Source organism: Paenibacillus sp. FSL R7-277 (assembly GCF_000517965.1).
GTDB classification, from domain to species: Bacteria; Bacillota; Bacilli; order Paenibacillales; family Paenibacillaceae; genus Paenibacillus_AQ; species Paenibacillus_AQ silagei.
In genome coordinates, this window is the sequence record NZ_ASPX01000080.1 from 1 (window position 1) to 21,566 (window position 21,566).

21 protein-coding genes and 2 pseudogenes are annotated in these 21,566 nt (G+C 52.6%); 5 read left to right on the top strand and 18 right to left on the bottom strand.

What is annotated here, in order from left to right:
• Positions 1-1,142: pseudogene (locus C173_RS22050) on the bottom strand (hypothetical protein); the annotation flags it as partial.
• Positions 1,143-1,263: 121 nt separating this feature from the next.
• Positions 1,264-1,746, bottom strand: coding sequence for a GNAT family N-acetyltransferase (locus C173_RS22055; RefSeq protein ID WP_235191981.1), 483 nt, complete (start codon positions 1,744-1,746; stop codon positions 1,264-1,266).
• 208 nt (positions 1,747-1,954) lie between these two features.
• Here C173_RS22055 and C173_RS22060 point away from each other — a divergent pair, with 208 nt between their 5' ends.
• Positions 1,955-2,428, top strand: a complete 474-nt coding sequence (locus C173_RS22060; protein WP_036728581.1) for a hypothetical protein — start codon at positions 1,955-1,957, stop codon at positions 2,426-2,428.
• A 90-nt stretch (positions 2,429-2,518) separates the two neighbouring features.
• Here C173_RS22060 and C173_RS34310 read toward each other — a convergent pair whose 3' ends face one another.
• Positions 2,519-3,457: a hypothetical protein gene (locus C173_RS34310; RefSeq protein WP_155991611.1), complete on the bottom strand. Its 939-nt coding sequence runs from the start codon at positions 3,455-3,457 to the stop codon at positions 2,519-2,521.
• Between the two features lie 300 nt (positions 3,458-3,757).
• Between C173_RS34310 and C173_RS22065 the strand changes: the two genes are divergently transcribed.
• Positions 3,758-4,357: an AAA family ATPase gene (locus C173_RS22065; protein ID WP_036728582.1), complete on the top strand. Its 600-nt coding sequence runs from the start codon at positions 3,758-3,760 to the stop codon at positions 4,355-4,357.
• Here the strand turns inward: C173_RS22065 and C173_RS22070 are convergent.
• From C173_RS22070 to C173_RS22075, 3 genes and pseudogenes are all read right to left on the bottom strand, one after another.
• Positions 4,347-5,264, bottom strand: a complete 918-nt coding sequence (locus C173_RS22070; RefSeq protein WP_036728585.1) for a class I SAM-dependent methyltransferase — start codon at positions 5,262-5,264, stop codon at positions 4,347-4,349. The two genes, C173_RS22065 and C173_RS22070, sit on opposite strands and share 11 nt — an antisense overlap.
• A 188-nt stretch (positions 5,265-5,452) precedes the next feature.
• Positions 5,453-5,524, bottom strand: a pseudogene (locus C173_RS35075) (glutamine amidotransferase); the annotation flags it as partial.
• A gap of 347 nt (positions 5,525-5,871) precedes the next feature.
• The gene (locus tag C173_RS22075; protein WP_235191982.1) at positions 5,872-7,266 is read right to left on the bottom strand and encodes a sedoheptulokinase; all 1,395 of its coding nucleotides are present in this window, start codon (positions 7,264-7,266) and stop codon (positions 5,872-5,874) included.
• Positions 7,267-7,392: 126 nt separating this feature from the next.
• On the opposite strand from C173_RS22075, the gene C173_RS22080 reads away from it, so the two are divergent.
• Positions 7,393-8,151: an SDR family oxidoreductase gene (locus C173_RS22080; protein WP_036728587.1), complete on the top strand. Its 759-nt coding sequence runs from the start codon at positions 7,393-7,395 to the stop codon at positions 8,149-8,151.
• A gap of 62 nt (positions 8,152-8,213) precedes the next feature.
• Here the strand turns inward: C173_RS22080 and C173_RS22085 are convergent, their stop codons facing one another.
• The 5 genes from C173_RS22085 to nirB form a co-directional block, all read right to left on the bottom strand.
• Entirely contained in the window at positions 8,214-8,534 is a 321-nt protein-coding gene (locus tag C173_RS22085) for an iron-sulfur cluster biosynthesis family protein (RefSeq protein ID WP_036728590.1), read from the bottom strand.
• A 235-nt stretch (positions 8,535-8,769) separates the two neighbouring features.
• Entirely contained in the window at positions 8,770-9,537 is a 768-nt protein-coding gene (gene cobA, locus C173_RS22090) for a uroporphyrinogen-III C-methyltransferase (protein ID WP_036728592.1), read from the bottom strand.
• Complete coding sequence (locus C173_RS22095; protein ID WP_036728595.1) at positions 9,534-10,421, bottom strand: formate/nitrite transporter family protein; 888 nt, start codon at positions 10,419-10,421, stop codon at positions 9,534-9,536. The genes cobA and C173_RS22095 overlap by 4 nt, the downstream gene beginning before the upstream one ends.
• A gap of 38 nt (positions 10,422-10,459) precedes the next feature.
• On the bottom strand, positions 10,460-10,771 hold the full coding sequence (gene nirD, locus C173_RS22100) for a nitrite reductase small subunit NirD (RefSeq protein WP_036730002.1): 312 nt from the start codon (positions 10,769-10,771) through the stop codon (positions 10,460-10,462).
• 19 nt (positions 10,772-10,790) lie between these two features.
• On the bottom strand, positions 10,791-13,220 hold the full coding sequence (nirB, locus tag C173_RS22105) for a nitrite reductase large subunit NirB (RefSeq protein WP_036728597.1): 2,430 nt from the start codon (positions 13,218-13,220) through the stop codon (positions 10,791-10,793).
• Positions 13,221-13,560: 340 nt separating this feature from the next.
• Here nirB and C173_RS22110 point away from each other — a divergent pair, with 340 nt between their 5' ends.
• Together C173_RS22110 and C173_RS22115 are read left to right on the top strand one after the other, a co-directional pair.
• Positions 13,561-14,157, top strand: a complete 597-nt coding sequence (locus tag C173_RS22110; protein ID WP_036728600.1) for an ANTAR domain-containing response regulator — start codon at positions 13,561-13,563, stop codon at positions 14,155-14,157.
• 12 nt (positions 14,158-14,169) lie between these two features.
• Positions 14,170-15,219 carry an anthranilate phosphoribosyltransferase gene (locus tag C173_RS22115; RefSeq protein WP_036728603.1) on the top strand — a complete coding sequence of 350 codons (1,050 nt, stop codon included), beginning with the start codon at positions 14,170-14,172 and terminating at the stop codon, positions 15,217-15,219.
• 209 nt (positions 15,220-15,428) lie between these two features.
• Here C173_RS22115 and C173_RS22120 read toward each other — a convergent pair whose 3' ends face one another.
• The 7 genes from C173_RS22120 to C173_RS22150 form a co-directional block, all read right to left on the bottom strand.
• A complete protein-coding gene (locus C173_RS22120; RefSeq protein WP_036728605.1) occupies positions 15,429-15,932 on the bottom strand; it encodes a DMT family transporter in 504 nt (167 codons plus the stop codon).
• 18 nt (positions 15,933-15,950) lie between these two features.
• A complete protein-coding gene (locus tag C173_RS22125; protein ID WP_036728608.1) occupies positions 15,951-16,376 on the bottom strand; it encodes a DMT family transporter in 426 nt (141 codons plus the stop codon).
• Positions 16,377-16,561: 185 nt separating this feature from the next.
• The gene (locus C173_RS22130; protein WP_036728610.1) at positions 16,562-16,963 is read right to left on the bottom strand and encodes an NUDIX hydrolase; all 402 of its coding nucleotides are present in this window, start codon (positions 16,961-16,963) and stop codon (positions 16,562-16,564) included.
• On the bottom strand, positions 16,956-18,992 hold the full coding sequence (locus C173_RS22135; RefSeq protein WP_081751289.1) for an elongation factor G: 2,037 nt from the start codon (positions 18,990-18,992) through the stop codon (positions 16,956-16,958). Before C173_RS22135 ends, C173_RS22130 begins: the two co-directional genes overlap by 8 nt.
• A gap of 9 nt (positions 18,993-19,001) precedes the next feature.
• The gene (locus tag C173_RS22140; protein WP_036728613.1) at positions 19,002-19,985 is read right to left on the bottom strand and encodes an aldo/keto reductase; all 984 of its coding nucleotides are present in this window, start codon (positions 19,983-19,985) and stop codon (positions 19,002-19,004) included.
• A gap of 135 nt (positions 19,986-20,120) precedes the next feature.
• Positions 20,121-20,687 carry an AAA family ATPase gene (locus C173_RS22145; RefSeq protein WP_036728615.1) on the bottom strand — a complete coding sequence of 189 codons (567 nt, stop codon included), beginning with the start codon at positions 20,685-20,687 and terminating at the stop codon, positions 20,121-20,123.
• A gap of 28 nt (positions 20,688-20,715) precedes the next feature.
• Positions 20,716-21,558: a GNAT family N-acetyltransferase gene (locus C173_RS22150; protein ID WP_036728618.1), complete on the bottom strand. Its 843-nt coding sequence runs from the start codon at positions 21,556-21,558 to the stop codon at positions 20,716-20,718.
• Positions 21,559-21,566: the final 8 nt, after the last annotated feature.

The window sequence follows — 21,566 nt, forward strand, 5'->3', positions numbered from 1 at the left end:
TTGCTCTCCCATTTCGTGAGGCCGTACGTGTTATCCAGCCACCCCAGATAACTGGTGTACATCGGGGTGAGATATTCATTCGGCACATAGACTTTCGCCTGATAAAAGTCCCACGTAGTCTCATTTTCCTTGTTGTCTGCGGTAATTGGCGTGCCGTCCGGCAGCGTGAGCGGCGGGCCGTTCAACCGCCGCTCTGCTTCGATCTGCTCTTGAACCTGCTTCAGAGCCGCTGCGATCTGAATTTCCTGCCGCTTCGCCGCAAGCTGACTCCGCGCATACGCTCCGGCGGCGGTCTTCTCCATGGCCAGCCGCAAAAGCAGTAAATATTCTTCGTTATGTAGTAAGGGGACCTTCTCCGCCGTAATTGACGGATCATACTCACATGCGGTAACCGCTGGTTGCTTATAATGGGCGCTTATATCCTTGCCGGATTCATAGTAGATCTTGGCTACGCCTAGAGAAGCCAGCTTCTGCCGGGCTTCTTCGGCCTGCGCGTGGACAGCCTCCATCTGCGCCTGATTTCCAAACGCCTGATACACCCTGAAAGCCGTCTGTGCCTTGGCGATCTCATTGCGCGCCGCGAAGATATCGTTCAGCTTACTTTGCGCAGCTATACTCTCTACGCTCAGCAGACCGGAGGTCTGAATAACATTCCTAAGCTGCTGCACCACCGGGTCCCTGCTGAGTTCATCTTTTCCTGATAGAGCAGCAATCGAAGTGATGAGATTCGTCGCACTTCGCTGCACAAATTCAGGAATGGAGACCCGTCCGGCGGCTGGTTGCAGCCCCAAGCTGCCGAAGGCCGCGAGCAACAGATTAAATTGACCTGTCAGCTTGTCCGCCTGCCGCTTATTCTCTTCCTGCAGCTCCGATACGCCTCTTAGGGCCACCCGGATGATATCCTCTAATTTCTCCGCTTCTACGGTTAATTCATTAATCATGACCTGGGCCCTGACCAGATGGTCGCCCATGGGAATGCCGCCCCAGCTACTGGACTGGCCCTTCAATTGAAGATATAACCGGTTGGTGTCCTGACTCACCTGGCCAATCTTCGACTGCAGGCGCCTGACTTCATCTTCGTTAAATACTAGCTTCGTGGAAGACACTATGATCCCTGCTTCCTTCTCCAGAATGGATTCCAATGTACAATATTAGGATTCAAAATATACCCATAAATGATATACATATCCCTTTATTATCGGATTTATTTTCCATTAAGTTTATAGAAGTGAATTCTTCATAGTGTCCATATTTCCACAGCAATCAGATATTTAACTCTCGAATATACCAAGCATCACACGCATAATGCTCGGAACAGGCGAGCGGGCCATCCAGCGGGCTGAACCCGTGCTTGACATAGAACCGGCCAGCAGCCTGCATCGTCAGCAGCGTCTCCAGGTAACACTTGCGGTAATGCTGCTTAGCGAAGGCAAGCGCCGTATCCAGCAGCTTTGCTGCAACGCCTTGACCGCGGATGGCTGCGGACAGGTACATTTTCTGCAATTCACAGATCTGCTGTGCTTCGTCAAAAGCCGCAATCCCGCAGCCGCCCAGCACCTGCCCATCCATTTCAATAATCCAGTAAGCCCGGTTTGCCGCGCTATTATAATAGGTATATAAGTCATGCAGGCTATCATCTGCCCAAGCCAAGCCTTCGCGGTTGCCGCCGAATTCAATCAGGCATTCCCGGATAATCCCCTCAATGGCTGCATTATCCCTGCGCTCAATGGGACGGATGGTAATCATATGGTAGTCCTCCTTTTACTCTCTATCTGCTTCGTTTCCTGCTTCGATGTATAGTGAACCTATCATATCATTTGCTGCTGATTGCTGTCACAATGATAAGTACTGCTCAGAGTAGTAATAGTAGGTGACCTTGTAAAATCCAATTTGTGTGTCTATACTTTAAGAGTAAATACATTACATTTTTTTCAATAAAATAGTTGGAGGATACATGAAATTTAAATGGAGAAACCTAATCTTTTTTTGTTTATTATTACTGTTAGTTGGATGTAACGATAGAGGAGCTATCACCCAACAAGAAATTGATCAATTTATTAACAGTAAGAACCTCGATCATGTGTCAATACAGAAATTAGATAACAACGAGTATTATATTTTTAGCTCACCTTATGTTTATATTTATCGAAACTCCTCTGATTATGTTAAATCAACCGGATTAATTAAAGAAGGGATTGTCATCGGCGGTTTAGAAAAGGGCTCAATAGGACTCATTATAAATAATTTACAAGTCTTGAGAGATGCTAAGACTTATACAGTACTCATAGATGGCAAAACTAGAGAGTATCAATACGGAGGAGAGAAATATCTAATCATCAAGGATAATAGAATATGGAATCCTACCGCTCAACTAAAAATCACTTTCTTAAGTATTGAAAACAAAAAAATATTTGAAACTGATTATTAAAGGTTAACAAGCTACCCTTTCCTTCATTATTACTTTACTAAAATAAAAGACCTCTTGCATTGTGCCAAGAGGTCTTTACTGAATTTTTTATTAAAAAGTCCAGCTAAGTGATGTATCATTCATGTAATCTGTCTGGGTGGAGCCACTAATGGACATAGCTTGGTTTGTTAAATTAATACTGTAATTAATAGTATTGTATAAATGTGCGTAGTGACCATAAGCATTTGTTGATAATGCACTGCTATTATTTCTTTGAACCTGGAAGGCTACATAGCCGCTATGTTCGCCAGTGCCAGCACCATTTGAACTATAGGCTCTTAAGTCAACGGGAAATCCTAAACCTGGTACATCCTTTTTTGTGGCATGTAAAGCGTAGGTATCAATGACATGAGAGAAATCAGCTGAAGTAGTTTGGTAACTCCCATATTCAGAATTATTAACATAAGTTAGATTCGGATTAATAGTTATACCAACAACGTCAGTTAATTTGTAGGTAGGAAATGTTTTCCATCTAAAAGAATTTTTAAGATTATATGTTCCAGTTGATAATTTAGTAGTGCTTAGCGTCATAACCATCCAATTGGTTTCAGCAGTATTGTCACTAGCTGCAGTAAGAAACAGGCTGTCTTTTAATTTATTTAATGCATTTGTTGCTGCGACTCCTTCATTTAATTCCTGTTCAGTCACTTCAGTTACCTGATGATTTGTAATTTTGTAATACGTAGTATCCGTGTCAATAACTTCTCCGGTTGTATCCTTCCCAACTTTTTCATTAAACGTTGTGTACTGTTCTAGTGTGAAACTATCAATTTCTTCCTTTGTAAACCCAAAGTTAATCAATCTTGTTTGGTCGTTTTCTGACAAAAATGAATTGGTTTGGTTGAGAGCAGGATAAGTGATATCTGGAGATGAAAGTTGTAATAAATTTGTATCAACAATTGATTCACTAGCAGAAGCACTAGCAGAAACACCCCCAAGAGCTGAGGTTAATAAGAGGCTTGCACACAAAATTACCGTTAGCTTAGACAAATTATCAGATCCTTTTTATTTTATTGTAGGAACTATCTTACAGATAATAACATAGCATATTATGTAATATATTGAAACTATTTCTTTGGAATAAATAGTAAAGTTAAGATCTTATTTTTAGCGTATATCGCTCAATGGTATTGTCATACCACACACATCCGGGAGATTATTCATAGACTTTCCGCCTACGCCCCTTCCTGCTATACTAAAATTCGCGTGACAGCTCACATGCTACTAAACTATATGACTAACCTAGCTTTTCTGGGCAGCGTAACTATGGGAGTTTAAGGAGTGAGACAGATGAACAAGCTGGTATTTTTCCTCGGACCCGGAGGGGCGGGCAAAACCACACTAGCAAAGGCTGTTGCAGCCCGGCGTCCGGCGGCAGTGTTCGATATGGACATTCTGCTGCGTCCGGCAGCAACCGCGATCATGACTATGCATGGCCTTGACCCTGACGACAGGGATTCTGATGAGTATAAAAGACTATGCCGCGACCTCGGCTATCGCATTACTATGGATGCAGCGCTGGATAATATCGGTCTGTCCAGCGATATCTACGTGGTGGGTCCCTTTACCAAAGAAGCGGCCGATCCGGAGTGGATCGGCCGCGAACTGGCGCGCATCGGGCGCACACTGGAGGAAGTCGAGGTCAAGGTAGTCCTGGTAGGACTTGCGGATGCAGCCATGTTCCGTGAACGGCTTGAAGGCAGGCATTCCGCGCTCGACACCTGGAAGTTCGCCCATTGGGAGAACTTCAGCGCTTCTCTAGGCCCCCGTACCGTAGCCTGGCCGCTCCCGCCTGCACAGGTGGCGCAGATCGACAATTCCCATCCCGACCGGAATGTCGCGGTAGCGGAGGTGGAGGCTTTTATTTATGGAGAGGAAGCTACCGCTTAACCGCATGAACATAATGGATCGTCTCAAAAGCGCTTAGAGCATCACTCCGGCCGCTGAAAAACCTCTCGTTGATCTCAACCGGAGACAGGTGCTCGTAGACCAGCAGCCCGGCCCCGGCAAGCAGATCTTCTATCTCCGAATAGCTGAACCAGGATTGCATGGGCTCGCCGCTGGCAGCAGCCATTTGCACCATTTTAGCCACCCGGCCGGACACGCCCTGCTCTTCCATTAAATACTCATCTGCATAATCCAGAACGATAGAGCTACCTGAGGGAACTTTTGCGAGCAGCTCCTTAATCAGGCGGGCATTCTCCTCCTTGGTAAGGTAGTAGGATACCCCCAGCAGGCTGAACAATGTCTTAGCTTCGGGATCGAATCCCCGATTAAGCAGACTGGAATACGAGAATTCGCCCGTGAAGTCGATGGGGACGAGATGAAGATTGCCCGGAACCTCAAGCTGTGCGTCCTTAAGCCTCTGCTGCTTGGATGCCTGAGTAGCAGGAGCATCGACTTCAAAAATCGTGAGCCGCTCCATAAGCGTAGGATAACGGTAGGCAAAGCTGTCCAGCCCCGCCCCAAGAATCACATACTGCTTCAGCCCGAGACTCACCTCATGCAGCACAATAGCCTCACAGTAGGCAGCACGTGCCAACGGTGTGGGCGATAACTGGACCTGGACAATCCATCTCAAGATGGCTTCAGGATCATCCGGGTACCTCTCCGCGATCTCGGGACTGAAGAATGCAATTCCCTGCACCATATTCCTGCGGATATCCGCGAACTCCTGCGGTGAAATCAGCTTCGGCGCCACATCATCATTGAATATCTTGGGATTGTCATATTGACTGTGATAAGCTCGGCCAAAAGCGGCCACTAAGGCAGTCATGCTGGACTTGTTCTGCTTCATTGATGGTTCCTCCATGCAAAAATAAGATTCCCCTGGCCAGGAGAACCTTATTATATACACAAACTATTAATATGTAAATTATAGCATATAAAATATTTTTTGTCAATGATAGATGTTACAATATTTCCTGTTTATCCCTGATCTAACGAGCCCATTAGCTGGAAAAGAATTCGGCCTGTGTTCAGTTATGCGGCTAAATACCCGTATTCCCAGTCTGACATCGTATTGAATACATATAGATAAGCTTGTCTGTTGTGCATAATTGCAACTCTCCCATCACTATTTGATATAGCCTATTATAGTAAAACTCCCCTGACAGACGGTGTCAGGGAAGGTGGGGAGAATGGGAAGAATCTACGTTAGCACTTGGGTGGACGCTCCGCAAACAGAACGTTGTTCCCATCGCTGTTGTGTCCAGATTTTTTTTCATCCCCCTTAGCGGTGAAAATCCGGACTCAAAGGCGAACGCTTCGCTTGTACACAATCGTTCTGCCCGCTCTGCTGTTTAAGCGAGAACTGAAGAACAACCGGGGTTTCGGGAGATTTCTGCAAAGGGCTATCGCCGCTCATAGAAAATCACTTTTGAGACAGCCCCCTTCCCGTTAACTCAACTAGGTTCTGCTCTAAGATAAGCCCCTGCTTCTCTGAAGCTTGCGATTTCCCCGCCGCCGACAGCGGCACAGAGCGCCGCTCCCACCGCCGCTTCCTCAGCATGTTCACCAAGCTCAAGCGGTAGCCCGAAGGCCGCTTCGGCCTTGGCGCACAACACCGGATTCGCCCGCAGCGCATTACCTGAGCCTATAAGACGGCTAAATGTGCCCGCGCCCTGCTGTTCCAGATCTGCCAGGAAGCCGTGCAGTTCATCTACCATCCCTTGCAAAAAAGCATGGGCCAGCCCGCTGGGAGTAAAATTCTCCAGCGTGATTCCCTCCACACTGCCGCGCTTCTCCGGGTCTGTCCTTGTCCCCAGGAACTGTGTGTTCACCGTAAGCCCTGTGCTGCCGCTTCCCGGAATCTCTTCACTGAGCAGCCTGGACATCAGGGAATAGACATCTGTCGGCGCTTCTCCGGTGTATGCGGTAATCAACTGCCGGAAGAATCCCTCCAGTAGGGCATAAGACTTGCCGCCGCTCAGAGCTGCGCCAACCATCAGCACCCCGCCGCCAGGGAACGGTCGTACCTCCATCGCGGAAGGAGCTTTGGCGCAGTCTGGCAACCAGGCCGAAAGCTGGCTCCCTGTGCCAATGTTCAGCAGCAGAGATTCTCCGGGCTGGGGCACACTGCCCAGGAAGCTGGCCTGATTATCCCCGAGCGAAGTGTATATGGAAATGCCTTGTGATGTGCTACCGATTGCCGTCCCGGAGGGGACGACCTGTGGCAAAAACGAAGGGTCGATCCCGGCTAAATGAATCGCGGTTCTATCGAAATCCCCTGTCCCCTGACTGAAGCCCCCGATCCCCGCCGCCTGCGTTGCATCGATCCGCGGCACATCACTGTTCGCCAGCCTCATCGCAATATAGTCCGCAATCGTGCAGAAGCCGACTGCATGCTCAGGGACAAGCTGTCGGCACACATTATAGTAATGGGTCGCGAGTCCATAGCCGGGAGCTACAGTGTACCCGGTATTATTGCTGAGCTGCTGCGCATAGGTAGGGCTGCCCGTCCCTCCGGTGAGCTGTCCCGCCCGTCCATCCTGCCAGGTATACAGCGGACCTATTGCTCTCCCGTTTGTATCCAAATAGACAATCCCATGCATCTGCCCGGTTAGGCCAATTCCTGCTACTTCCGGCTGCTGCGCCAGCAGACGGTCAAGTATATATTCCACATGCTTCACAATCAATTCCGGGTCCTGCAGCCGCTCCCATTCCTGATTCAGGCTGAAGGGCAGGCTCGCTTGTGCTTCCGTAAGGCTATGCAGAATCGTACGTTTCTCCAGATCGTAGAGCAGCCCGGAGATGGATGTGGTTCCGATATCTAGTCCGGCCGTAATCATAGGCTCCATCCTCTTCCCTGTTGTATAGCCCATATGTTAATCCTTCGCGAAGGACAGCGTCAACCAGGCGCATAAAACACTATGAAGCAAAAGATACTAGACCAGAGAAAGATAACTATACACGGAGGTACATATATGAGACTTCACAACAAAGTAGCTGTAGTAACCGGGGCGGCATCCGGGATGGGGAAGGCGATTGCCGTCCTGTATGCGAAGGAAGGGGCCAAGGTCGTAGTGGCGGATATTCATTTGGAGGCTGCGGAGACGGTGGCCGGTGACATTAAAGCTGGCGGTGGGGAAGCCCTAGCGGTACAAGCCAATGTTGCAAATGAGTCTGATATTCAGAATCTGATCGACAGTACAGTCAACACCTACGGCACAGTAGATATTCTGGTGAATAATGCGGGGATCATGGATAACTTTGAACCGGCGGGTGATATTGAGGATGAGAGCTGGGAGCGTGTTCTCGCTGTCAATACAACTTCGGTGATGCGTGCTACGCGCAAGGTACTGCCTATTTTCCTGGAAAAACAACAGGGTGTTATCATTAACGTTGCCTCGGTAGGCGGTCTGTTCGGTGCCCGTGCCGGGGCGGCTTATACAGCCTCAAAGCATGCAGTTATCGGCTTTACGAAGAATACCGGATTCATGTATGCTGCCAAGGGAATCCGCTGCAATGCGATTGCGCCGGGCGGTGTGGAGACCAATATTGGTTCAACCATGACCCATATCAATCCTTTTGGCATGGAACGTACACAGCCGGGCATGGCGCTTAATCCACGGATGGGCCAGCCCGCAGAAATCGCACAGCTCGCTCTGTTCCTGGCTTCAGAGGAAGCAGGCTTTGTGAATGGGGCAGTCATTACCGCAGACGGCGGATGGACGGCTTATTAGCAAAGGCCATCCCCCGCATGCTACGGGAAGATGGCCTCTTTTCTTAAACTACCTTTATTGCTTCAGCTCCGTGCATCCTGCACCCTGATATTGCTCCCGAATAAGGTGGAATTACTTGTCAGCTTGTAGGCCGGATACCCGGCCTCTGCTTCGAGGCGCATAACGTCATCGAACAGCAATTCCTGCTGGCGGTCACACAGGAAGGTAAAGGGCTCGGTCTGAAACACAATATCTGTCGGCGAAGGCTCGCTAACTACCCGGATCACTAGCACGCCATTACAGCCGCAGTCCTCCGTATCGTAGAACATTTTGAATTGCCCGGGCTTCCCGGCCAGACTCTGCTCCAGCCGTTCGCGGGTCATTGCATTAAGCTCAATCTGCATCTGTAATCTCTCCCTTCAGGACAACCTGTCCGTTATGCTGTATCTGTAGGCGACAAGTATAGTCCCTAATCTGCGCAGACCCGTGTGACAGCAGTCACTGTGAATGTGAAAATATGACTTTCAGCGCAGCATGCCACATCATCGATATAATCTCCCTCCTGAATATAACACAGAAACAGGCGCTGCCATAACCCGGCTCACTGCCCGGAGATGTGGGCGCCTGCCCTATTCTGCTTCACCCGATCTGCGAACGTACGGCTTCCTCCAGATTCAGCAGCTCCGCTCTGACCTGGACCACCTCACCGATAATGATCATGGCCGGATTGCTAATCTTCATCGCGGCGGCGACCTTGTCGATATTGCCAAGCGTGCCGGTCACGATCCGTTCGCGCACCGTTGTACCGTTCTCAATTAATGCAACCGGGGTCTGCGAGTCTTTGCCGTGAGCCAGCAGCTCCTGGCAGATCTCCCCCAGCTTGCTTACGCCCATATAGATCACAAGCGTATCCACACCATGGGCCAGTGCATCCCAGCGCAGCGGCGAATCTTGGGTCTGGCAGCGGCTGCCGGTCACGATGGCGAAGGAGGCCGCCACACAGCGGTGAGTCAGTGGAATGCCGGCAGAAGCGGCTGCGCCCACCGCCGAGGTGATTCCCGGAATCACCTCATAGGGAATACCGGCTGCAGCTGCGGACAACGCTTCTTCCCCGCCTCTGCCGAACACGAACGGGTCGCCGCCCTTCAGCCGGACCACGTGGCTTCCGGCTGCGGCATGGCGGATCATCAGGCGCTCTGTCGTCTCCTGCGGCATCGAATGCAGGCCCGGCGCTTTGCCGCAGTAGATGCGCACGGCATCGCTCCTGGCATAATCCAACAGCTCCTCATTCACCAGCCGGTCATACAGAATGACATCGGCACATTGAATGCGCCGCAGCGCCTTCAATGTAATCAGCTCGGGATCACCCGGACCTGCGCCTACAATAGATATGCTGCCCTGCTTCATACGCTTTTCTCCAGGGCAGGTGTGCCCGCGAGCCCCGCCTCTCCGCGTCCCGGAAGCTCTGCTGCCGCAGTTGCTCCGGGTTTGCTGCCTTTTTGCGACCTGCTGCCTTTTTGCGATAAATAGAATAGCAGGCCCGTGAATAGCAGACCCCCCGCGAAATTGCCGAGCAGCACCGGAATGCCGTTCCAGATCCACCAGTCCGCCATAGTCACATTCGCTCCAAGCATCATCCCCGCCGGAATGACAAAGAAATTGACAACCGTGTGCTCGAAGCCCTGTCCGAAGAAGGTCAGGATGGGGAGCCACATGGCGAGGATTTTGCCGGAGGTGGATTTCGAGGTCATCGCCATCACTGCACCCAGCGTAACCATCCAGTTGCAGAGCATCGCCTTGATGAAGGCCAGCGCCAGCCCCTCTGCCCCCAGGCTCTGATAAGCAATCGTCTTCCCTTCACTTGCCGTAATCAGCGTCTGCACCATGGGATTCGACAGATCGGTCCCCATCTTCGTAATCGTCAGCCCGTATAATGCGGCATAGATGGCACACCCGATCAAATGTCCAAGAATGACCCAGAAATAATTCCCCAGCATGCGCCCGATGGTGGTCTGCTTCTCCAGCACGGCCAGCGGAATCAAGGCGAAGCTTCCGGTAACCAGCTCCAGTCCGAGGAGAATAATCATTACGAAGCCTACCGGAAAAAGAATCGCGCCCGCCATAGGGATCTTGGTCTGTGCCGCTGCGGTGAAGGCCAGTGTGGTGGCGCATGCCAGAATGGCACCGCCGAGACTGCCGCGGACAATGAGCTGCATGATGCCCAGTTCTGCTTTGGTTTTTCCCGCTTCAATCATGGAGCCCAGCACTTCGCCTGGTTTGACATAGTCCATTATGAATCCCCCTTTATACGTGTCCATGTATGAATGAATCAGATCGTTAAGTACAAGCTGCCTGTGGCGTGATCGACTTCCACCTCATAGGTGGTCACATGTCCTGTATCGGGGGCCTGCACCTCGCCTGTATGCAGCTCGATCCGCCAGTCATGGAGCGGGCAGTGCACCTTGGAGCCACAGACCATGCCCTCCGAGAGCAAGCCGCCCTTGTGCGGACAACGGTTCTCCACCGCCAGCACCTCTCCGCTGCTTAGCCGGAACAAGGCAATCTCCAGGTCATCTATCCGTATTGTCCGTGATCCTTTCAGATCCACATCATTCAGGTTGCCAATCAGCAGTTTTGTCATTGTCATCCTGGGGGCCTCCTTATACCGTCTCTGGCAAAGAGATCGGTTCGAAATTTTTGCGCAGCTCCGGTGTATTCACAATCTGCTTCCATGGGTCTGTAGTCAGGCTGAGCGTCTTCTGAATTCTCTCCACCAGCGCCGCCCGTTCCTCCGGGGATTCCAGCGCCTGCTTGATGCTGTCCAGTCCCACGCGCTCGATCCACTGTGCGGTCCGTTCGTTCCATCCGGCTTGCTCGCGGTAATACTGCAGGAACGCGCTTGCCCATTCCAGGACCTCATCATCTGTCTTCACCACGCAGAGCAGATCGGTTGCCCGGACATGAACGCCGCCGTTGCCGCCGACATGCAGCTCCCAGCCGCCGTCAATCGCGACCACACCGAAGTCCTTGATTGTCGCTTCCGCACAGTTGCGCGGACACCCGGATACAGCCAGCTTCACCTTCCCCGGAGCATTCAGCCGTTCAAAAGCCTTCTCCAGCCGAATTCCCATCCCCAGCGCATCCTGGGTCCCGAACCGGCAGAAGGTGGAGCCTACGCAGGTCTTCACAGTGCGCAGCGTCTTGCCGTAGGCATGGCCGGAAGGCATATCCAGCTCCTCCCACATCTTCGGCAGATCCTCCTTCTTCACACCCAGCAGATCCAGACGCTGCCCGCCGGTGAATTTGACCAGCGGCACATCGTATTTCACCGCGACCTCTGCTATCTTGATCAGCTCCGCAGGAGAAGTAACCCCGCCGTAGATTCTCGGCACCACAGAATAAGTTCCGTCCTTCTGGATATTGGCATGGTAGCGCTCATTCGTATATCTGGATTCATTCTCATCCACGTATTCCTCCGGCCAGAGCATACCCAGGTAATAATTCAGCGAAGGTCGGCATTTCGGGCAGCCTTCCTCATTGCTCCAGGACAAGACATGCATGACTTCCTTCACCGTGGTCAGCTTCATCCGCTTGATCTCAGCGACAATCTCATCCCGCCCGAGCGTAGTGCAGCCACAGATTCCCTCCTTGACTGTAACGGCCGCCTCTCCGGCGTAGAGCTGGAGCAGTCCCTCTACCAATGGCTTGCAGCCGCCGCAGGAGGCGGATGCTTTGGTGCAGGCTTTGATCTGTCCGACACTGGTACAGCCGCCGGCGGTAATCGCTTCGGCAATGGTTCCCTTCGTTACTCCGTTGCAGCCGCAGATGATCTCGTCATCAGGCATCCCTTCCAGCCGGTTGCCCTTCGACGAAGCCAGCGCATCAGCCGGAATGCCGAGCAACAGTTCTTTCTCGCGTCCCTTGATATTCTCGCCCTTCTTGATCATCGAGAAGAGCTGCGCGCCGTCATTCGTATCGCCGAACAGGACAGCGCCGATCAGCTTATCCTCGCTGATGACCAGCTTCTTGTAGATCCCCTCCGTCTCATCTTGGAACCGGAGCGCTTTTGTTCCGGGCTGCTCGTTGTATTGTCCCGCTGAGAAGACATCTACACCAGATACCTTCAGCTTGGTTGAGGTGACTGAACCGGCATAGCCCTCAGTGGGAGCGCCTGCCAGTCTTTTGGCCAGCACAGCGCCTTGCTCATATAGCGGCGCTACCAGGCCGTAGGCAATGCCGCGATGCTCTGCACATTCCCCGACGGCGTAGATGCCGGGGAGGCTGGTCTCCATATAATCGTTCACCACGATGCCCCGGTTCACCTCAATCCCGCTGCTGCGGGCAAGTATAACATTCGGCTTAATGCCGACCGCCATCACGATCAGATCGGCCTCCGCCATCTCGCCGTCTGCGAACAGCAGGCCTTTGACTCTCTTTTTGCCGAGAATGGCTTCCGACTGCTTCTTCAGCAGGAACTTCATGCCCTGAGCCTCCAGCTCTCCCCGCAGCATCCGGGATGCCGCCTCGTCTAATTGACGCTCCATAATATATTCGTGGATGTGAACCACCGAGACGTCCATCCCCAGATGCAGCAGCCCTCTGGCCGCCTCCAATCCAAGCAGACCGCCGCCGATAACAAGCGCCTTGCTGTATTTTTGTGAGACGTCCTGCATGATTTGAGTATCCTTGATGTCACGGAAGGCAATGACGCCCTCCTTCTCCGTTCCGGGAATCGGCAGCATGAAGGGATTGGAGCCAGTCGCCAGAATCAGCTCGTCATACGCGGTGGTAACTCCTTTATCCGTATAGACTGTACGTGCAGCAGTATCAATAGAAGTCACTGTGTGTCCGGTATATAGCTTGATGTTGAAGCTCTGGTACCACGCGAGATCATTAATGACGATTTCATCCAGACTTGCCCCGCCTGCCAGAACAGAAGACAGCATGATGCGGTTATAATTGGGATAAGGCTCTGTACCAAAAATCGTAATCTCGTACGCCTCCGGCGCCAATTTGAGCAGATGCTCAATGGCTCTGACCCCCGCCATCCCATTGCCGACTAATATCAGTTTTTTACGCTTCACTGTCATCTGTATCTCTCTCCTCTCCAGGTGCACAACAGAAATAGCCCGCTTCACCCCGCCCGGAAAAGATACATTTCCCGTAAGCGATATAAGTGAGAGCAGGCGCCATTGCCGCTTCAGCCGAATACATCGTTGTATTCGTGAATTGTTGAATTTGTTAAAACGACTATACTACAGCCGTCTACGATACGTCAATAATTATGACATATAAAATTTAATTAATTTAATTTATCGACAATAACGCTGAATTCGTGTTATATAATATAACATAATCTATTTTCTAAATTGGGTTGTCAGCAATCATACAAGATGTCTCTATTCTTAGGCAAAAGGAGCGTCGTCCCCCATGCATTCCCTGCTGGTTATTGAACCTGCCGGAACAGAGAATTCCGCAGAAGCGCGCTCCTCTGATGGGCCTGATCACATCTTAAGCTCTTGCGGCTATGTAGTTGGAACCGCAGCGTCACCGGAGCAGGCCGCTCCGTTCATCGGCGATGCCGACGCCTTCATCCTCAATCTTCCGGTGACGGATATCAGCCACTGGAGAACCCTGCTGGTGCGGCAAAGGATCGCGCCGGTAATCTGGTGGTGTACCCCGCATACCGCTAACCTCTCCGTCTCTGCCTGCGGCGACGATATTATGGTGGACGGCATTCTGTCCCCTGCCATGAAGCCGCCGGAGATTCACTGGATGCTGCATTTCAGTGCCAGGCAATGCTTCGAGCGTAAGCAATGGCTGAAGGAACGGGAGCAGCTTCTCTCCCGGATCGAAGAACGCAAATGGATCGATATGGCCAAGGGCATTCTGTCCAAGGCCAAGAATATCAGCGAATCGGAAGCCTATGACCTGCTGCGCAAGCAGGCGATGAATGAACGCAAACGGATCGTGGATGTAGCTACCTCCATAGTCAAGGTCTACCAGATGCTGCAGGATCAAACTTAAGGAGAACGCCCTATGATTAATATTCTCAAGGAAGTTGCCCGCGGCAAACGCGGTGCGAAGGATTTAAGCTACGGAGAAGCCGAATATGCGGCGGAAGCCATACTCACCCGGGCTGCTTCACCGGTCCAGATCGGCGCGTTCCTGATCGCAGAGCGCATGAAGCTGGAGAGCCTGGAGGAGCTGGAGGCTTTTGTGGCAGTCTGTCGTAAATACGCCTTCCGTGAGCCTGTTCACCAGGGAATCGACTGCGCCGGTCCGTATGACGGGAGAGTGCATTCCTTCATCGCTACCTTCCCCACGGCCTTTCTGCTGTCAGCCGCAGGTCTGCCGGTTACCCTGCATGGTTCAGCGGGCTTGCCGCCCAAATGGGGCATTACGCTACAGGATATTATCCGGGCCGGTGGAGTGGATATAGACGGACTGAGCCGCAGTGACGCGGTTCATGCCGCTGAAGCCAGCGGGGTTCTGTTCGTGAAGTCGGAGCAGTGGTGCCCGCCGCTGGGGGAGCTTCGCGGACTCCGTGAGGATATTGGGATGCGGACGATTTTTAATACGGCTGAGAAGCTGATCGACTATTCCTGCTCGCCGTTTATTGTATTCGGGATATTCCATAATACGGTATTCGACCGGATCTCCCGGCTCATTGTGAAGCTCGGCTATCAGCGGGGACTGGTGGTGCAGGGTGTGGAAGGCTCGGAGGATCTGTACATTGACCGGCCGAACCGCGTATACCGGATTCAGGACGGTGCGGCGGAGCTGGATATCATCGACCCCGACTCGCTTGGCCTGGAGGTGACACTGCCTGAGGAGCAGGAGTGGACGGCTCTGCGGCAGCTCCATATAGCAGAAGAGGTCCTGCAAGGCGGCGGGCACATGGCCTACTACAACCAGACGCTGCTGAACGCCGCTGCGAGACTGCATGCCGCCGGGCGTGTGAATTCTATTGAGGAAGGCGTCTATACCTGCAAGCCTCTGCTGGATAACGGGCGGGCTTGGGAGACTTACCAGCGCTGGCAGCACACACTGGCGGGCAGAAGGGTCGCTTCACTCGGGCAGGGGTGAGCGTGGAGTGTGTAAGGGTATTCGGTGTAATCAGGTGCAATATTGCACCTGATTCACCCCCTTGGCTAGTATCCGGTTCGCGCACCAGTAGCAGCTCCCCATTGTATTCGGTTTTCCACACACATCCCAAAAAAGCGTGCCATCCGCATTCCTGCGGGGCACACTCTCTTCCGTTAATGCAAATACTTCCGTTAATGCAAATGCTTCCGTTAATCCGTATGCAGCGCTCCCTGCGGCTTGCCGGAATCTGAGTTCCCGGCGGGCTCTCTGGCATCACTTTTGCCACCCAGCTTGAACACCAATATCCCGCCTACGATAATAAGCACGCCGATCAGCTGGTTGAACGAGAACGGAACCTTTGCCAGGCCCAGCCAGCCCAGTGAATCCCAGAGCAAGGCGAAGCCGAGCTGGGCAGTTAGTACAATCGAGATGGCATAGGTGGCGCCAAGGATTCTGGTGGCCTGGACCAGGCAGATCACGACCCCCACGCCGATCATTCCGCTTAACCAGTACCAGGGCTGCATGTGCTGCAGCGTGAACATATTTTTCCCTTCCATAATCAGCCCCATGACGAGCGAGGCGGCGAAGCCCATACCCAGCACCAGTGTAGTTGTTGACCAGGAGCCTGTGTGCTCATTAACCTTGGCGTTGAAAATATTCTGTAAACTGACCAGCGCCCCCGCGATCAGTGCAAGTACTAAACCTGTTAACATATCTTTTGCCCCCTTCGTTTAGAACTTCAGTACAACTACCCCGAGAATCATCATCCCGATGCCGATAAACTGCGGCAGCTTCATCTTCTGCCGGACGACTCCGAACCAGCCCCGGATGTCAATGATAAACGTCAGGCAGAGCTGGGCAATCAGCAGCGCCGAGATCGTCAGCGTAACCCCGATGTTCTGAATCGCAGTCACCTCGCTGAAAATCACGAAGGCGGCCAGACCGCCGCCGCTGATGTATAGCGGATGTACCTTACGGAAGCCGTGCTTTTTGCCGTCCCGTACCACCAGCGCTATCGCTAACGCCATAATGAATCCGGTAAGCTGGGTAATGGTTGCCGCCTGCCATGTGCCGATATCCTGACTGATTCTGGCATTGGCTACCCCCTGAAGTGTAATGCAGGCTCCGGCCAAAAATGCGAATAGTATTCCTTTCATCTGTCTCTCTCCTCTTTTTGCTTCTCTGTACTTATTAAAAGCCAGTTCGCCGGATTGTGGAAGGACATATGTCCTATTTGGTAAAAGTGTACTCGCCTCGCCGCCTGCATCGCCCTGTTAAAGAGACAACAAGCCCGTTTCAGGCCGGGTTCCGGCTCAAAACGGGCTTACTCTCTCTTCTATATTCAGGAGATGAGGCTCATCTCCCGCAGCTTGTCCATGATGATGACGCTGACCGCCGATACCCGGTCGATGTCCTTATAGGTTAACCAGGCCAGCTCTTCAATCTCCGAAGCCGGGGCAAGCTCGCCTGTGAAATCTGCGGTAAGGCAGGTCATCCGCACGAGCACGCCTTCCGCTTTGCCATGGGCCGGAGCCTCGAAGCTTCCGAACTCTGCAATCGTCTCCGGCAGGATCTGAACGGACAGCTCCTCCTCAACCTCACGGATCAGAGTCTCTGCATCACTCTCGCCGGGCTCCCGCTTGCCGCCGGGAAAATAATAAGTGTCTTTACCTTTGGATCGCGCGCCCAGCACCTTGCCGTCTACGACGTAAATCCAGGCTACCTTATCTATTACATTAGTCATTGTCAATCTGCACCTTTCCTTCTACTTCACAATGAAACGGTATTGCTCTCTTAAGAACCGTGTACCCGATCCTGCTTGCTGCTTGAATATGCATATGCTGTCCGGCCTCTTCCCAGGGTACAGCATATCCCTCCCCCTTGGCACAAAAAATAGACGCCGAGGAGTAGGCCGGATCTGCATTTTTATTATAATTCCGCTGCTCCACCACCGTCTTGGTCTGATGGCAGGGCTCATATCCGGCTACTCTGAGCGACATCGATCCCTTGCCCTGCGTCATCGCTGCCAGTCTCACTCCGTAATTCATGAAGCTTGCCGCCGGAACTGTGCCGGTAATTACGGCCTTGGACGGTGTGATATCCGGGGGATTGAAGCGGCCTCCAGCCTGCTGGATATCACTCATAACCTTTCCCACATCGTCCGGATCTATCCGGATTTTCAGGTCGTAGACCGGCTCCAGCAGCAGATTCTCTGCCTGCTCCAGCCCCTGGCGCAACGCGCGGTAAGCCGCTTCCCGGAAATCGCCGCCGCTCGTATGCTTATTATGCGCCCTTCCCGTAAGCAGGGTGATCTTCAGATCCGTCAGCGGGGAACCGGTCAATAGGCCGTGATGGCCGCTCTCCAGCAGATGCTGCTCAATCTGATGCTGATAGCCTGCCGCCAGATCATCCGGGTGGCAGCGGTTAATGAAGGTGATCCCGCTCCCGCGTTCCCCGGCCTCAAGCATCAGATGAACCTCGGCGTAGTGGCCCAACGGCTCGAAATGCCCGCAGCCATAGACCGTACCGGCAATAGTCTCCTTATAGAGAATCTCCGGCGCGCCAAAAGAGATCTTAAGCTGAAACCGCTCCGCCACAATCTGTTCAAGAATTTCAAGCTGTATCCCGCCCATCACTTGAATATGCAGCTCCTGAAGATCTTCATCCCAGCTTACATTCAGTGACGGATCTTCCGCGCCGAGCTGTCCGAAGGCATGCATCAGCTCCTTCAGGTGCACGGGCGGCTTGAAGAGCACCTTGGATTTCAAGGTGGGAATCAGTCCGCTGCCCTGCGCGTCCTGAAGTGCACCCACTCCCGCACCCGGCAGCACAGAGCTTAGGCCGACAACGGCGAACAGCTCCCCGGCGGCAGCCCAGTCCGCAGCGCTATAAGCAGTACCGTTGTACTTGCGGATTCCGGTAATCCGTTCGGAGGTTTGTTCTGGTTCGGGTCCATACGTCAAGAACTCACGGTTCTTCAGCACGCCTTGAAGGGCTTTGATGTAGGTGATGCGGGTGCCTCTGGCATCGTGGCGGATCTTGTAGACCCTCCCGGCAAAAGGCAGCGTATAATCGTACTCCGTGAACGTGAGCGCATCCAGAACCTCCAGAAATTCACCCACGCCCTGGTCCAGCAGCGCAGAGCCCTGCATACACGGAAAAATCTCTCCGCACTTCACCATAGACCTCAGCGCACTGCGGCAATCGCTGTCCGTCAGCGTGCCTTCAAGATAGGGTTCCAGCAGCGTCTCCTCGCGTTCGGCAAGGAACGATTTCATCTCCTCGGTCCACGCAGCTTCCGGCTGCTCCGGCAACAACAAAGCATCGCCGCTAAGCAGCTGCCGGATCTCTTCCAGGACCCGCTCAGGATCACTGCCTGCACGGTCGGTTTTGTTAATGAAGAACAGGGTCGGAATCCGGTGCTGGCGCAACAGCTGCCAGAGCGTTTCGGTGTGACTCTCTACACCTTCCACCGCGCTGAGAATCACCACTGCATAGTCCAGCACTTGCAGACAACGCTCCATCTCCGGGGAGAAATCGACATGGCCCGGCGTATCCAGCAGGAAATAGCGGGCATCCTTATAGGTGAACTCCGCCTGATCCGCGAAGACGGTGATCCCGCGTGCTTTTTCAATCTCATGGGTATCCAGGAACGTATCCTGATGGTCCACACGCCCCCTGCTGCGGATGGCTTCGGTATGGTAGAGCAGCTGCTCGGCGAAGGTCGTCTTCCCGGCATCTACATGGGCGAGCAGTCCGACAGTTATATTCATAGAGTACCGCTACACCTCTCCACGGATATGCGGAACCACCTCTGACTGGTAAAAGGCAGCCAAGCGCTCCATATCCCCTGGGCTGAAGGAGGGTACATCCAGAGTGGCCAGATTATCGTTCACCTGAGACTCATTCTTGAAGCCCGGAATCACACAGCTGACGGCCGGATGGTCCAGAATCCAGCGCATAGAGGCCTGTGCCATATTGCCACGTCCTTCAGTGATCCACTCCAGCTTCTGCGCCAGTTCTACACCTTTAACAAAAGGCAGCCCGGCAAAGGTTTCGCCCACATTGAACTGCTCCCCGTTCGCGTTGAACTTGCGGTGGTCGTTGTCCTGGAAGGTACTGGACGGCGTGAATTTGCCGGTCAAGAGACCGCTGGCCAGCGGCAGGCGCACCAGGATGCCTGCACCCTTGGCAGCAGCCTGCGGCAATAGCTCCTGTGCCGGCTGCTGGCGGAACAGATTGAAGATCACCTGCAGCGCCGCAACGCCAGGATACTCCAAGCAGAGCAAGCCCTCCTCGATAGTCTCAACGCTGACGCCGTAGTGACGGATTTTACCCTCGGCCTTCAACTGGTCTAGCGCCGCGAACACACTCCCATCACGCAGAATCTCCATCGGCGGACAATGGATCTGATACAGATCAATCGCTTCCCGCTCCAGACGCCGCAGACTCTGCTCACAGTATTCGCTGATCCGGCGCGCGGAGTAATTCTCCGGGTCATGGATATCACCGGCGCGGCAGAACTTCGTGGCAATATGTATCTCATCCTGCTTGCCCCGGGTCGCCTTGGCGAGCAGCTCCTCCGCATGGCCTCCGCCATAGACATCTGCCGTATCGAAGAAATTCACGCCCTGCTCCATCGCCGCCTGCAAGCCTCTCAGCCCGTCCTCATCCTTGCTATTCCCCCAGTCCCCGCCAATCGCCCAAGTGCCAAAGCTGACCTCACTGACAGACAGACCCGTGTTTCCCAGTTCGCGGTATTTCATTCTATGAACCTCCGTTTATGAGTTTGTGTGGAACCGTTCACAACTCTTCTTAATTATGAAGGGTTTGGGCGGTCAGGTCCAGTTGGCAGCCGGATTTCACTCGAAGCTTGGCCATCACTGTGGTGAACACAACATTCACATGGACTTCCCGCCTGCGATCTGGACGATCTTCTGAATCGTGCCGGGTACTTCATCGCTGTCGTTGATTACAAACAGATACTCCGACTCCCTCTCCGTTGACGGCTCAGCGTGCCCCTTCTGTAAATCCGCGATTTGCCGGGTCAGCACTACATCGAAGCTCTTTGATTTTCTAAGGATAGCTGTGCTCCGTTCACTACTCGCTATACGCGAATACAGCAGCTCATCGGGCAGATTGAAATATACCAGCACACTAACCAATCCCTTCTGGTGAAACCAATCCAGCATTCGCAGTCGGCCTTCCCTATTGGAGTAATTGTTACACATGATGATGTGCTTCTCCGATTCATGGACGGCATAATCCACTAACGTCCGGGTCAGAGCATCCTTGAGCGTATTCGCCCCCTGCTTGGGCAGCAGACTTTCGTACCGGGTATTGATGAATCCAGCCAGATCATCCCGGTCAATGACAACCGATTCAGGTAAGCACCGCTCTAATTCTCTGGCAAATGTGGTCTTCCCGCTATGCGTTTTACCGACTGTAAGGATTGCTAACCTCTTCATCAATACCGCTCCTCTACGTTAATAGTTATTATCCTTCCATGACAAAAGCAAATACCGGATAACTCTCCACCGGCTCGAAGCCAAGCCTCAGCGCCAGCTTATGTGAAGCCATATTCTCATGCGTTGTTTCCCATAAGGGAAGCATTCCCTGAACGAGATAGTGACTAATTAACGATACAGCGGCGAGCGTAGCATAGCCCTTCCCGCGCTCCGATTCTGCATAAGTATCTACATCAATGAAGTACCTGTTATTCACGCTGAAGCCGTTATTTTTGCAAAAGGAAACTACCTTATCCCTAATCTTCACTACAGCACCCGTGGCAGTCAGCCCAACGAACCTGTCATCTCTTGCAGACCTATTATGCTCCGGTAGGGTAAGAACAGGAAATTCTTTGTAGGCGACAGATAGATCTCCCTCTAAGGGGATAGCAGCACGCCTGTTTTTTAGCTGAACAAATCGTTCGATATTGAACTCATAGACCGACTCCATATGTCTGTCTACGCTCAGCCCGGCAATCTCCAGCTTCAATAGTTCCGTCCATGAATCACTATCATCCGTATAGATCTCGAACCATTTCTCTTGCCTCTGCTGGCAATCAGGTACGACTACCGTCTGCAAAAAAACCATCAGCTTCAGCCGGTTGATCTCAGTACTGATATCTCCGGCAGCATACATCCATCTCCCCGTAGCCCATACCACAGCCAGTGTTGGTGCTTCCGTATGATCAGCAAATACCCGCCCGGGATAGTTCTCCAGCAGGACGGATAAGGCGGGAATGTACTGCTTTTTACCGGCGTAAAAATCATAAACCGCAGTATAATTCCCAGGTTGCAGCTCCATCAGCCCATTAAGCTCATTAAGCTCATTCATTGCGATCT